General features: G+C 62.8%; 12 protein-coding genes. 2 read left to right on the plus strand and 10 right to left on the minus strand.

What is annotated here, in order from left to right; all coding sequences use genetic code 11:
- The first annotated feature begins 98 nt into the window (after window positions 1-98).
- On the plus strand, window positions 99-947 hold the full coding sequence (licT, locus tag ACJ8IJ_RS11370; RefSeq protein ID WP_004940446.1) for a BglG family transcription antiterminator LicT: 849 nt from the start codon (window positions 99-101) through the stop codon (window positions 945-947).
- Here licT and ACJ8IJ_RS11375 read toward each other — a convergent pair.
- From ACJ8IJ_RS11375 to mak, 3 genes are all read right to left on the minus strand, one after another.
- A complete protein-coding gene (locus ACJ8IJ_RS11375) occupies window positions 944-1,330 on the minus strand; it encodes a type II toxin-antitoxin system VapC family toxin (protein WP_440483918.1) in 387 nt (128 codons plus the stop codon). The two genes, licT and ACJ8IJ_RS11375, sit on opposite strands and share 4 nt — an antisense overlap.
- Entirely contained in the window at window positions 1,327-1,560 is a 234-nt protein-coding gene (locus ACJ8IJ_RS11380) for a type II toxin-antitoxin system Phd/YefM family antitoxin (RefSeq protein ID WP_004940455.1), read from the minus strand. The genes ACJ8IJ_RS11375 and ACJ8IJ_RS11380 overlap by 4 nt, the downstream gene beginning before the upstream one ends.
- Window positions 1,561-1,662: 102 nt before the next feature.
- Window positions 1,663-2,577: a fructokinase gene (gene mak / locus ACJ8IJ_RS11385; RefSeq protein ID WP_442518648.1), complete on the minus strand. Its 915-nt coding sequence runs from the start codon at window positions 2,575-2,577 to the stop codon at window positions 1,663-1,665.
- 217 nt (window positions 2,578-2,794) lie between these two features.
- On the opposite strand from mak, the gene rdgC reads away from it, so the two are divergent.
- On the plus strand, window positions 2,795-3,706 hold the full coding sequence (gene rdgC, locus ACJ8IJ_RS11390; RefSeq protein ID WP_004940461.1) for a recombination-associated protein RdgC: 912 nt from the start codon (window positions 2,795-2,797) through the stop codon (window positions 3,704-3,706).
- A gap of 65 nt (window positions 3,707-3,771) precedes the next feature.
- On the opposite strand, the gene ppnP is transcribed toward rdgC, so the two are convergent.
- The 7 genes from ppnP to ACJ8IJ_RS11425 form a co-directional block, all read right to left on the minus strand.
- Entirely contained in the window at window positions 3,772-4,062 is a 291-nt protein-coding gene (gene ppnP / locus ACJ8IJ_RS11395; protein ID WP_004940463.1) for a pyrimidine/purine nucleoside phosphorylase, read from the minus strand.
- A gap of 151 nt (window positions 4,063-4,213) precedes the next feature.
- Window positions 4,214-5,005: an energy transducer TonB gene (locus ACJ8IJ_RS11400; RefSeq protein ID WP_442518630.1), complete on the minus strand. Its 792-nt coding sequence runs from the start codon at window positions 5,003-5,005 to the stop codon at window positions 4,214-4,216.
- Between the two features lie 2 nt (window positions 5,006-5,007).
- Entirely contained in the window at window positions 5,008-6,339 is a 1,332-nt protein-coding gene (locus ACJ8IJ_RS11405; RefSeq protein ID WP_442518631.1) for an HlyD family type I secretion periplasmic adaptor subunit, read from the minus strand.
- The gene (locus tag ACJ8IJ_RS11410; protein ID WP_442518632.1) at window positions 6,336-8,114 is read right to left on the minus strand and encodes a type I secretion system permease/ATPase; all 1,779 of its coding nucleotides are present in this window, start codon (window positions 8,112-8,114) and stop codon (window positions 6,336-6,338) included. The genes ACJ8IJ_RS11405 and ACJ8IJ_RS11410 overlap by 4 nt, the downstream gene beginning before the upstream one ends.
- Before the next feature lie 72 nt (window positions 8,115-8,186).
- Window positions 8,187-8,753, minus strand: coding sequence for a heme acquisition protein HasA (locus tag ACJ8IJ_RS11415; protein WP_004940479.1), 567 nt, complete (start codon window positions 8,751-8,753; stop codon window positions 8,187-8,189).
- Window positions 8,754-8,831: 78 nt separating this feature from the next.
- Window positions 8,832-11,519: a TonB-dependent receptor gene (locus ACJ8IJ_RS11420; protein ID WP_265260935.1), complete on the minus strand. Its 2,688-nt coding sequence runs from the start codon at window positions 11,517-11,519 to the stop codon at window positions 8,832-8,834.
- 156 nt (window positions 11,520-11,675) lie between these two features.
- Window positions 11,676-12,629, minus strand: a complete 954-nt coding sequence (locus ACJ8IJ_RS11425) for a FecR family protein (protein WP_442518633.1) — start codon at window positions 12,627-12,629, stop codon at window positions 11,676-11,678.
- Window positions 12,630-12,633 lie beyond the last annotated feature (4 nt).

Raw genomic sequence — 12,633 nt, forward strand, 5'->3', positions numbered from 1 at the left:
GGACAGAAACATAAAATACAGGCAAAACCTGACGCCCGGGATCGCTTCCGGGCGTCAGGTTTTTTCGTTTTCAGGATGCTGAAACACCGGGAAAAACCATGAAAATCGCTAAAATACTCAATAATAACGTGGTGATTACGCTGGACGACCGTCAGGAAGAGACGGTGGTGATGGGAAAAGGAATCGGCTTTAAAAAGAAGCCCGGCGATACGCTGGACGAAAGCCTGATCGAAAAGGTGTTCACCCATAACGGCGGTGAAATCGCCGAGCGCTATAAAGAGCTGCTCGCCGAGATCCCATTGGCCTGCGTCACCACCGCCGACAGGATCATCACCCTCGCCCGCGAACGCCTGCCGGGCAAGTTGCATAACATCGTCTACATCACGCTCACCGATCACATCCATTTCGCCCTGCAGCGCCATGCGCAAGGGCTGGATATCAAAAATGCGCTGCTGTGGGAGATTAAAAAACTCTACCCGGCCGAATTCGCCGTCGGGCTGGAGGCGCTGGCTCTGATCGCCCAGCGGCTGGATACCGCGCTACCGGAAGACGAAGCCGGATTTATCGCCCTGCACCTGGTCAACGCTCAGCTTAACGACGAGATGCACAACACGCTGCACATTACCCGCGTGATGCAAGAGATCCTCAACCTGGTCAAATACCATTTCCGCTTTGATTACAACGAGGAATCCCTGAGCTACCACCGGTTCGTCACCCACTTGAAATTTTTCGCCCAGCGCCTGCTGGGGAAAAACTACGTCGACAGCGACGACGACTCGCTGTATCAGGTGGTGAAAGAGAAGTACCGCGAGTCATTCGCCTGCGCCGGCAAGATCAACCGCCACATCGAAAAGCACTATCAACACCAGCTCACCACGGAAGAGATGATGTTCCTGACCATTCATATCGAACGGGTGCGCAGCGAAAGCGAGGAAAAGCCGGTTTAACGGCGGGCGTCCGCCACCCGCACACCGTACTGCGGAAACACCGCGTCGGCGGAAATCAGCGTCAGCCCCTCGGCCTGCGCCTGCGCGATCAGCATGCGATCGAAAGGATCCTGATGGTGTGGCGGCAGCAGCCCGGCCTGTTGGCAATGAAAGGCGTCCATCGGCAGCGACAGAAAATCTTCGGCCTCGATGATCGCAAAGATGTCTTCCGGCAGCGCCAGCTTGCCCAGCGCCTGCTTAATCGAGATCTCCCAAATGCTGGCCGCGCTGACGTACACCGCATTGCCCGGATCGGCGATCTGCCTTTTGGCGTTGGTGCCCAGGCAGGCGTCATCGATCAGCCACCACAGCAACGCGTGGGTATCCAGCAGCAGGCGCTTCATTCATCGCCCTCAAACAGCGCCGCAATGGCCGCATCCCCGGCGTTGAAATCCGCCGGCACGGTGAACCTGCCCTTGGCGGCGCCGGGGCGACGCGCTTCCCCCTTGATGGCGACCAGCTGTACGTACGGCTTCCCTGCTTTTGCAATAATCACGGTTTCTCCCTCCGCGGCTCTGTCCGCCAGTTGGCTCAGATTGGATTTGGCTTCGTGCATATTGGCCTGAATCGGCATACGTGTCCTCCTTAGCTAAGTTAGCTAAAGCATAAAGCGCCGTCCAGTTTTTGTACAGTGAAGGGTTTAAAGCGCGAGCAGCCTCGCGCTTTGTTGCAACGCTTAGCGCTGCTGTTGCGGCCACAGCCAGGCCGCACCGCGCACGCCGCTGGAGTCGCCGTGAACCGCCTTGCGGATCGGCGTTTCACACTCGCCGCCGAACACCCAGCCTTTCACCAGTTGCGGCACCGTGCGATACAGACGATCCACGTTGCTCATGCCGCCGCCGAGCACCACCACATCCGGATCCAGCATGTTGATCACGTGCGCCAGCGATTTCGCCAATCGCATTTCGTAACGTTCAATCGCTTGTGCCGCCAGCGCATCGCCCCGCTCGCTCAGCGCCATGATCTCATGCCCTTGCAGCGCGTTGTCGCTCAGGCGCGCATAGTCGGTGGCGAAACCGGTGCCGGAAATAAAGGTTTCGATGCAGCCCGGCTTGCCGCAGTAGCACGGCACGTCGCGGGCGTAGCGCAGCTCATCGTCATCCTGCCACGGCAGCGGATTGTGGCCCCATTCGCCGGCGATGCCGTTGCCGCCGGCATGCGCCTGGCCGTTCAGCGCCACGCCGGCGCCGCAGCCGGTGCCGATGATGACCGCAAACACGGTTTTCGCGCCGGCGCCGGCGCCATCGGTGGCTTCCGACACCGCCAGGCAGTTGGCGTCGTTGGCGATGCGCACCTCGCGCGCCAGCAGCGCCGACAGATCCTTATCCAGCGGCTGGCCGTTGAGCCACACCGAGTTGGCGTTCTTTACTCGCCCGGTAAACGGCGACAGCGTGCCGGGAATGCCGATCCCGACCGATCCTCGTTCGCCGGTATGATCCTCCGCCAGTTTCACCAGCCCGGCGATCGCCGCCAGGGTTTGCCGGTAGTCATGGCGCGGCGTGGCGATGCGATGGCGAAACAGCTCCCGCCCGTCATTCGCCAACGCGATCACTTCAATTTTCGTTCCACCCAAGTCGATGCCAATGCGCACGTATTTTTTCTCCTCGATGCCGCGCAGCGTTGTCACAGCCTAATGTAAGCGCGCGAATGAATCACCTGTTTCCCATTCTCCGTCCCGTTCTTTCCCGATGCGCAAAGCGACGCAATTCGGAGAGAATGGGGCGATTTTTCAGCGTCAATTCGTTATCATGCCGCCCTGCTTTTGACGAATCAGCGTGCCGAACGCACGCCCAGCCAGGGATAACATTATGCTGTGGTTTAAGAATTTGATGGTTTACCGTTTGAGCCGCGAAGTGGCGTTAAACGCGGATGAAATGGAAAAACAACTCAGCGCGTTCGCCTTCACGCCGTGCGGCAGCCAGGACATGGCGAAGACCGGCTGGGTCTCCCCGATGGGCTCGCACAGCGATGCGCTGACGCACGCGGTCAACGGCCAGATCGTCATCTGCGCGCGCAAGGAAGAGAAAATCCTGCCGTCGCCGGTGATCAAGCAAGAGCTGCAGGCCAAGATTGAGCGCCTGGAAGCGGAGCAACACCGCAAACTGAAGAAAACCGAGAAGGACGCGCTGAAGGATGAAGTGCTGCACAGCCTGCTGCCGCGCGCGTTCAGCCGCTTCAACCAGACCTTCATGTGGATCGACACCGTCAACGATCTGATCATGGTCGACGCCGCCAGCGCTAAACGCGCCGAAGACACGCTGGCGCTGCTGCGTAAAAGCCTCGGCTCGCTGCCGGTGGTGCCGCTGACCATGGAAAGCCCGATCGAACTGACGCTGACCGAATGGGTGCGTTCCGGTGAGATGCCGGCCGGCTTCGCCATTCAGGATGAAGCGGAATTGAAAGCGATTCTGGAAGAAGGCGGCGTGATCCGCTGCAAGAAGCAGAATCTGATCAGCGACGAAATCGCGGTGCACATCGAAGCCGGCAAGCTGGTGACCAAGCTGGCGGTGGATTGGCAGGAGCGCATCCAGCTGATGCTGTCGGACGACGGTTCGCTCAAGCGCCTGAAGTTCGCCGACACGCTGCGCGAGCAGAACGACGATATCGATCGCGATGACTTCGCCCAGCGCTTTGACGCCGACTTTATCCTGATGACCAGCGAGCTGGCGGCGTTGATCAAAAACACCATCGAAGCGCTCGGCGGCGAAGCCCAGCGTTAATCCCGCCTCAGAAACGACCAGGGCCCAGCCTTCGCTGAGCCCTGCGTTCCCCTAACGAGCAACGTTTATTTGCTCAGGTAGCGGCACAGATAGGCGGTGGCGTCGGCCACCTGCAGGTTGAACTCGCTGTGCCCCGGCACGAAGAACTTCTCGCCCGGCGTAAACACCTGCCAGTCCGGCGCCCCCGGCAGCAGCACTTTCAGCGCCCCGGTGATCACCGTCATTTCTTCCGGCTGCGCGGTGGAGAAGGTGTATTCGCCCTCTTCCATCACACCCACGCTGGTAAGACCGATGCTGCTACTGTCAAAACCGATAGACTTCACTTTTCCGGCAAAATACTCATTCACTTTCAGCATAGACTGGCACCCGCGTAATCATCTTGATGGAAAATCCATATTGGGGGATTGCGGTTGATCTGTCACTGGTTTTTCGCGCGAAATGCGATCGCGGCGCAGAGGCAAAGGTTTCCGTGCGCCACGCTCAGGCCATCGCCATGAAACAACCGCGTCAAAAACCCGCGCCGCGCAAACTGAAATCGATCGGCAGCGTCAATTCCACCGTGCCGTTGACGTAGGCGTCCGACGGCGGCGTGGGCAGCGGCGAAGCGCGTTTGACCAGCGCCTGGATTTCACGATCCAGCGACGGCAGCCCGGCGCTGCTGACCAGCGTCACCGCCAGCACGTGGCCCTGTTTGTCCAACGTGAAACGCACCTGCCCGACGCCCTGGCGCTTCAGCCGCAATGCGTCTTTAGGATAACGCTTAAAGCGATTCAGGCGGCCGCTGATGCGGCTGCGCCAGTTGTCCTCCCCCGCCTGAGCATAGGGCGTCAGGCGAGTTTGCGGCGCGGCCGTTTTATCCGCGCGGCCCGGCGGCGGCGCGCCGGCGCTTTGTTCCTGAACCTTCGGCGGCGCGATGATTCTCTCGTGCGGCGGCGTGCGGGGCAGGTTGTTTTTCTTCATCGGCTTAGGCGGTTTTTTCTGTTTCGGCGGCACGGCGATGTTCGGCTGCGCGGCGTCAGGCGCTTTCACTAGCGGCAACGGCTCCGGTGGCGCCGGCGGTTCAACCTGAGGCGGCGGCGTCCTTTGTCCCGGCGGTTGTTTCGCCTCGGCCGGGGCCTGCGGCGCGGCGGCCATCAGCACCATCACCGCCGGCGGCGGCACCCACGGCGGCTCGGCCTTGTCTCGCCAGGGCCAAAGCAGCGCGGCAACCAGCAGATGCAGCGCCAGCACCAACACCAGACAACGGCGCCAGGGCATGGCGGTGCCGGGTGCGGCGAAAGGCAGCGGCGAAACCGACATGCTCACTCTTCCGTCAGCGCCAAATGGAGGCGATCGGTCAGCGGTTTGAACAGATAGTTCATCATCGAACGCTCACCGGTGCGGATGAAGCCTTCGACCGGCATCCCTGGGCGGATCTCCAACCCGCTCAAGCGTTGCAATCCTTCTTCGCTGACCTTGGCGCGCACGCTGTAATAAGGCGCGCCGCTTTTCTCGTCGGTCAGGCGATCGGCCCCGACCAGCGTCACTTCGCCCTCGACGCGCGGCGTGGTGCTTTGGTTGAACGCCGAGAACAACAATTCGACCGGCAACCCCACCTGCACTTTATCGATCAACTCGACCGGGATGCGCGCTTCTACCTGCAGCCCGCGATCGCTGGGCACGATCTCCATCAGTTGCTGACCGGCGCCAATCACGCCGCCTTCGGTGAACACGCTCAACCCCACCACGGTGCCCGCCACCGGCGCTTTCACCTGCGTATGCCCCAGATCGGCCTCCGCCTTGGCCAGGCGGTTATCCAGCTCGTCCAGCTTCATCCGTACCTCGGCCAATTGGCTGCTGACCTCTTTTTGATACTCCTCCCGCCGCTGGATCGCCCGCAGTTTCAGCTCCAGGATCTGGCGCCCCAGACGGCCGATATTGCCGCTGTCCTCGGATGCCTGGCCGTCGATCTGCGCATGCTGCCCCTCCAGATCCAGCAGCCGATTGCGCGCCACATACCCTTGCGCCGCCAGCTTGCGCATGCCGCCCAGTTGCTCCTGCAGCATGGCCTTTTGCCGCTGTTTGCTGGCGTAAGACTGCCGAACCCCTTCCAACATCGCCTGCGATCCGGCGATGCTTTCCGCGATCGCCGCCAGCTCGCTCTGCAGCGCCGCACGGCGGCTGGTGAACAGCTGTTGCTGCAGCAGCATCAGCGACATCACCTCCGGCTCTTCTCGCCGCGTTTGCAGCGATGGCGGGAAAGCGATCGCTTGCAGACCGTCGCGCTCGGCTTGCAGCCGCGCCTGCTGCGCGGCGTTGCTCAACTGCTGGCTGCGCAGCGCATCGCGCTGGGTGCGGCTGTCGACGGTATCCATCAACAACAGCACCTGCCCGGCGCGGACCCGGTCGCCCTCATGCACCTGAATCTGCGACACCACGCCGCCGCTCGGGTGCTGCACCGCCTTGCGGTTGCCGGCCACCACCACGCTGCCGGAAACCGGCACGCCTTTGTCCAGCGGCGCCAACAGCCCCCACAGCAGGAAACCGCCAACCCCCAACAGCACCAGCCAGCCTCCCAGCCGCAGATAACGGCCTTCGTCGAACTGCCGGGAAAGGGCGTCGATATCGCCGGGGATCACACTCTGATTGCTCATACTTTTCGTTCACCGCTGGCCGTTTTGGCGAAGTTGGCGTAATTGACGTTGAAGCCGCCGTTGCTGCGCCCGGCATTGGCCGGTGCGGCGGCGGGCGCAAAACCAGGCAGTTTTTTCAGGATGGCGTCGCTGGGGCCGAAGTGCTGTATCTGGCCGGTGCTCAGCACCAGCAATTTGTCGGTGGTCGCCAGGATCGCCGGTTTGTGGGTCACCAACACGATGGTGGTGCCGCGCGCCTTCAGCGCTTCGATCGCCCGCTGCAGCGCCCCTTCCCCTTCGCGATCGAGGTTGGCGTTCGGTTCGTCCAGCACCACCAGCGCCGGAGATCCATACAGCGCGCGCGCCAGCGCCACCCGCTGACGTTGGCCGCCGGACAGGCCGCTGCCGCCTTCACCCAGCTCGGTCTCATAGCCTTTCGGTAAATGCAGGATCAGCTGATGCACGCCGGCCAGCGCCGCCGCGGCCACCACCTTCTCGGCGTCGACCTGCCCAAAGCGGGCGATGTTATCCGTCAGGGTACCGGCGAACAGCTGGATATCCTGCGGCAAGTAGCCGATATGCGGCCCGAGTTGTTGCTTGTCCCACTGCTGAATGTCTGCACCGTCCAGCCGCACGTCACCGCTGAGCGGCGTCAGCGCGCCAACCAGTTGGCGCATCAGCAGGGTTTTGCCGGAGCCGGACGCGCCAATCACGCCCAGCACCTCGCCGGCCTCCAGGCGAAAACTGACGCCGTGCAACACCGGTGCCGTGCCGCCTGGCGCACTGGCGGTCAACTGATTCACGGCCAATGTACCGCCGGGTGCCGGCAGCGGCAGACTCGGTATTCGTGGCGGGTTAGAGGCCAGCATCACCTCCAGCCGCTGCAGGGACTGGCGCGCCGATGACCACTGCTTCCAGGCGCCGATCAGCTGATCGATCGGCCCCAGCACCCTGCCGATCAGGATCGATCCGGCGATCATCATGCCCGGCGTAATGTCGCCGTTGACCGCCAGCAGCGCGCCGCAGCCCAACATCAGCGACTGCAGCGCCAGCCGCACGGTTTTCGACCAGGCGGTGACCGCGGCGATTTTCTCGCTGGCGCGGTTCTGCAGCAGCAGGAACTGCTGATGCTGCCGCAGCCAGCGCAGGCGCAAGTCGGTCAACATGCCCATGGCGGCGATGGCTTCGGCATTGCGCAGGTTGCCGTTGGCCTGCTGCGTGGCGCTCAGCGCGACGCGGCCGGCCTCCGCCAGCGGTGCCTGCGACACCCGCTGGTTGAGCCAGGCCAGCAGCACCAGCACGATCACCCCGGCGCTGGCCAACGCGCCAAGCCAGGGGTGGAGCAGAAAAACCACCAGCAGATAAACCGGGAACCAGGGCGCATCGAAAAAGGCGAACAGCGCATTGCCGGTGGCGAACTGGCGCAGGTTGGTCAGATCGTTCAATGCCTGCCCCGCCAGCGGGTTGCCGGTTTTCAAATTGGTTTCGAAGGCGGCGTCATAGACTCGCTGATTGAGGCGCATATCCATCTGGGCGCCAAGGCGGATCACCACCTGGCTACGCACCCACTCCAGCAGGCCCATAAACAGGTAAAGGCCGACCACCATCAGGGTCAGCATCGCCAGCGTCATGCGGTTGCCCGACGGCAACACGCGATCGTAGACCTGCAGCATATACAGCGCCGGGGCCAGCATCAGCAGGTTGATCACTGCGGTAAACAGCGCAATGCCCCAAAATCCGCGCCGGTATGCTGCCAGCACGCTCATCACTTCTCCGCGCCTGACGGCGTTTTTCATGGCGTTTTCCATCGGTTAAAAACGAGAAAACGCCCGCCGGGGCACGCGGCGCCGGCGGGCAAACGGCCGCGATCAGGCCGCCAGCAATTCCGGGCTGTCGGCGTGCTGCACGCCCACCGCCGTCGCCGCCGCCACCTGATCGAAGGTGGAGTTGACGCTCAGACCGTAGTCGTCGAGGATGCCGTTCAGCGCGGTTTCCAACGCGCCGGTATCGCCGGACATCAGGCCGTACACCACCTGGTGTACCACGCCATCGTGGCCCTGCGCCTGCAGGCTGCTGAGATTCAGGCCGCCGAAGCTGACGTCAGGAACCTGGATGTTGTACGGCGTAGAGCCGCCGCCGTTCAGGCCGTCGCCGAACGACAGGGAATCCAGTTGACCGTACAGGGTGTGCGCCGGTGCGTTGAACAGGGTGTAGGTCAGGTTGCCGCCCGCCACGAACGAGGTGATGTTATTGGCGGTGCTGGTCACGGCATATTGGCTGCCGGACAGGCTGCCGCCGTAGAAACCGCCGCTGTTGGAGTCGGTGACATTACCGTTGGTGTGGTTGATATCGCCAAACGACGACGCCCACTCGTTCAGATAGTTATGGATGCTGTAGCTGCCGAAACTGCTGTCATAATTGACTGAAAATGCCATTTCTCTATCTCCATTGATGAACGGCGCCCCTTGCGAGGCGACCTCTGTGCTCAACGATGAGCAACGCCCTTTTACTGCTTAAAAACGGTACTCCACCCCGCCCTGCACGCTGCGGCCGCGCCCCAGGGTATTGGCCAGCGTCTCGCCGTAGCTGACGACGTAGGCGCGGTTGGTCAGGTTCTCCACCGAGCCGCGCAGCGTCAGGCTGTCGGTCAGTTTGTAGCTGGCGTACAGATCGAACAGGGTGTATTTCGGCCAGTCGGCCAGATACGGGTAGTTGGACGGCACCGAGCTGTCCTGATAGCCCGGCGCGAAGCGCACGGTCACCCCGGCGTCCAGCTTGCGATCGAAAGCGCGGCCGCCCAGCGTCACCGAACCGCGATCGCCCGGCAGGTAAGCGGCGGTGCCGAACTGCGAGCCGCCGTCGCAGGACACGGCGTCATTCGCCGTCGGATCCTGCTCCGCGTAGAAATTGCCCGGCCGGGAGTTGGCGCCGTAACGCAGGCGATTGCCCAGCCAGGCGTTCCTGGAGCAAAACTCGTTTTTACCGATCATGTGGGTGTAGGTCAGGTCGGCGTAGAACACCCCGGCGTCATAGTTGAGCTGGTACTCCAGCCCGCGGAAACGGGTTTTCGACAGATTGTTGACGTAGGCGGCGTTGCCGATGCTCGGCTGCACCAGCCCCGGCTTGTCGCGGTTAATCGCCAGGTTGATGTAGTTATCCACTTTGGTGTCGAAATAGGCCACCTTGGCCACCAACCGATCGCCCTCAAACCACAGGTCAGGCTGCTGTACGTTGAACCCCACTTCCCAGGCACGCGAGCGCTCGGCCTGCAGGAACGGGTTGGGATATTGCGTAGAGGTGCTGTGCGCGCTGCCGTTGGTCAGCGTTTCAGTGATCGCCGGCGGCCGCCAGGATTTGCCGTAGGTGGTATACAGCTCCAGCCACTCCACGCCGGGGCGCACCGCCAGCGCCAGCGTCGGCGACAGCTTGCCCTGATCGCGATCGACGTTCCACTCCTGCTGCGTGGTCGTCGCCAGGCAGTTGCGCAGCCGCAGCTGTTTGCAGGGATTCTCCGCCGTATACGGGAAGTCGGCGTAGCTCAGACCGGTCTGGCCGCGCAGGCGATAGCGGTCGTAACGCAGCCCGCCTTCCAACGTCAGCCAGCCGTCGTAGTCATAGGTCAGATTGGCGAACAGGCTGGCTACCGAACGGTTGCCGGCCGGCGTCACCCCATCCATGCCTTGGCGGGAAGAGTCGCTGGTGGCTTTGTCGTAATAGAACTCCAGCCCGTAATTGGCGCGGAAGTCATGCCCCGGCGCCAGGCTGAAGCGCGAGGTGTTTTGCGCCTGTGCGCCATAGGTACGCAGCCGGGTGCGCGTCGCGTAGCCGTTGTCCAGCAGCGAACTGGTGCTGTAGGTGTCGCTGTCATCCTGAGTATCGACGTAATACAGCTTGGCCTGAAAATCTAGCCAGTCGACGTCTTCCGGCGCCAGGCTGTAGTCGAACGCCGCGTTGCGCGCCATCACGTCGGTGTAGCCGGTGCGCTTCCAGCCCAGTTCGTAGGGCGGGCGAGTGCCCAGGTTAGTCAAGGTGCCGGCGATCGGCGATGCGGTCTGGGTCTGCAGATAACTCAGCTGCAGGCGCTGGTTGGCGGGCAGATTCCAGCCCACCTTGGCCAGCCGCGAGTGCATGCGGTAATGGGTGTCGGGGATTTTGTTGTTCTTGATGCTCTCGGCGTAGCGATCGTAATTGCCGGTGTCGTTATTGATGCGAATGTTGCCGATGTCGCCCTTATTGCCGGGCCAATAGTCGCCGAGGTGGCGTTCGCTGGCGGCCAGCAGGATATCGCCGGTTTCGTTGCCCAATGCCAGTATGCCGCTGCCGATGAAGTGGGTGCCGTTATCGCCGGTGCTGGCGTGCAGCTTGCCGCCCAGCTCTTTGCCCGGCGCCAGGAAATCGCTCGCGCTGACGGTATTGAAGGTGGCGATGCCGCCGAGCGTGCCGGCGCTGCCCATACCGCCGCTGGTGCCCTTGTCGATGGTCACGCCGGACAGCAGTTCAGAATCGATGTACATGGTGCCGTTACGCTGGCCATGGCCGCTCTTTTGAAAATTCTGCCGCATGCCGTCGATGTTCATGTTCACCCGGCCATAGTCTTGTATGCCGCGGATGTTGACCGACAGCGCCGGATCTTGCTGACTGACGCTGGAATAGGCCCCCGTGGTCTGTTCCAGAATATCGGCCGCGTGCCGCGCCGGGCGGTTGTCCATCTGTTCGCGGCTAATGACGCTGACCGAGCGCGGTTCGTCGTAAACCCAATCGTTGGCGTTGATGCCGCCGGCGCCCAGCACCGTCAGGCTGTCCAGCGCCAGCGCGCCGCCATCGCCGTTCGCCGTCGGCAGCCGGCTCAATACGATCTGCCCCTGCGGCTGCAGGCGGAAAGCCACCGGATTGCCGCCGATCAAGCGCCTCAGGCCCTGTTCAACGCTCATGCTGCCGTTCAGCGCCGCCGCCTGCATGCCGTCGAGTTTCACCTCGTCGAAAAACACCTGCATGCCGGCCTGCTCGGCGAAGCGCAACATGGCGCTCTGCAGCGGCTGCGCCGCAATGTTGAAATGCTTTTGCTGTGCGGCCTGCGCACCGTTCGCCTCAGCCTGGACGGCGAGCGCCACAGCCGGTTGAGTCAACATCATCGCCGCCAGCGCGGCGCGTACCGCCGTGGCCAAGCGGCCGGCCGGCGTGGTTCCCTTGTGAATAAGCATGCGTGTGTGTTCCACCCGAAAGAATGTCAAACCAAGTGATAATGGAAATCAATCTCGTTTAAACATAAGGACGTTCCGGGAGGCAAAAACCCGTAAAGATTTTTTACAGAAAGTGAAAATAGCGGCGAAACGGGCATCCCGGCCCGCCTGCGCCGCTCAGTAAAGCAGCGTGATGCCGGGGAGATTCAGCTGGCGGGCGGAGAGTTCCTGACGAATGGCGCCGACGCCGTCGTCGAGTTTATTGAGCGCGAACACGCCGCTGACCGTACGCGATCTGAGTTCGGGATTGATCGCTACGATGCGGGTCTCGCGATAGCGGTTGAGCTGCGCGAGCGCCTGCGTCAGCGGTTGGCGGTCGATCACCAGCCAGCCGCGCCGCCAGGCGTCATCACCGGCCGTTTGCCGCGTCAGCTGCAGCTGCCCGTTGCGGTAATGCGCCGCCTGGCGTTGCGCGACCACCAGCGAACGCTCACCGCGCTCAAGCGTTACCCGCACGCTGTGCTGATGCACGCTGACGTCGACGCCCTGCTCGGTGCGCGCCACGCTGAACTCGGTGCCCAGTGCCTGGGTGACGCCGTTTTCCGCCTCCACCCTGAACGGGCGACTTTCCGGCCCGCCCAACGGCGCGACGACAAAATAGGCGGCGCCGCTAAGCAGCCGCACCTTGCGTTCGCCTGCGGAATACACCAGTGCGATCGCGCTGTCGCTGTCCAGCGCCACCCGGCTGCCGTCCGGCAACGCAACTTCGCGCACCTCGCCGCGAACGGTTTGATAATCCGCCTGCATGCCAATCCATAGATCCGGCCCGCGATAAACGCCGAAGGAAACGGCGATCGCCACCGCCGCCGCCGCCGCCCAGCGGGGCCACCTGCGATGGGATGACGTTTTCAGCGTCGCCACCTGCGGTTGTAACGCCTGCCGCTGCTCAGGCGACAGCTGTCCCAGCGTCGTCCACAGCAGGCGAGCCTGACGCAGCGCCGCCGGATGCTGCGGATCGGCGGCCAGCCAGGCGTCCAACGCTCGCCGCCGATCGGCCGGCAGCGCCCCTTCGGCCAGGCTCACGGCCCAGGCGGCCGCCTGCTGTCGCGCCTGTGCGGTTAGCGGTTTCATAATG

Source organism: Serratia sp. CY40230, from assembly GCF_052168835.1.
GTDB lineage: Bacteria > Pseudomonadota > Gammaproteobacteria > Enterobacterales > Enterobacteriaceae > Serratia > Serratia nematodiphila.

Coding starts and splice junctions, on each gene's coding strand:
- licT (WP_004940446.1), top strand. CDS start 99: ATGAAAATCGCTAAAATACTCAATAATAACGTGGTGATTACGCTGGAC.
- ACJ8IJ_RS11375 (WP_440483918.1), bottom strand. CDS start 1,330: ATGAAGCGCCTGCTGCTGGATACCCACGCGTTGCTGTGGTGGCTGATC.
- ACJ8IJ_RS11380 (WP_004940455.1), bottom strand. CDS start 1,560: ATGCCGATTCAGGCCAATATGCACGAAGCCAAATCCAATCTGAGCCAA.
- rdgC (WP_004940461.1), top strand. CDS start 2,795: ATGCTGTGGTTTAAGAATTTGATGGTTTACCGTTTGAGCCGCGAAGTG.
- ppnP (WP_004940463.1), bottom strand. CDS start 4,062: ATGCTGAAAGTGAATGAGTATTTTGCCGGAAAAGTGAAGTCTATCGGT.
- ACJ8IJ_RS11400 (WP_442518630.1), bottom strand. CDS start 5,005: ATGTCGGTTTCGCCGCTGCCTTTCGCCGCACCCGGCACCGCCATGCCC.
- ACJ8IJ_RS11405 (WP_442518631.1), bottom strand. CDS start 6,339: ATGAGCAATCAGAGTGTGATCCCCGGCGATATCGACGCCCTTTCCCGG.
- ACJ8IJ_RS11410 (WP_442518632.1), bottom strand. CDS start 8,114: ATGAAAAACGCCGTCAGGCGCGGAGAAGTGATGAGCGTGCTGGCAGCA.
- ACJ8IJ_RS11415 (WP_004940479.1), bottom strand. CDS start 8,753: ATGGCATTTTCAGTCAATTATGACAGCAGTTTCGGCAGCTACAGCATC.
- ACJ8IJ_RS11420 (WP_265260935.1), bottom strand. CDS start 11,519: ATGCTTATTCACAAGGGAACCACGCCGGCCGGCCGCTTGGCCACGGCG.
- ACJ8IJ_RS11425 (WP_442518633.1), bottom strand. CDS start 12,629: ATGAAACCGCTAACCGCACAGGCGCGACAGCAGGCGGCCGCCTGGGCC.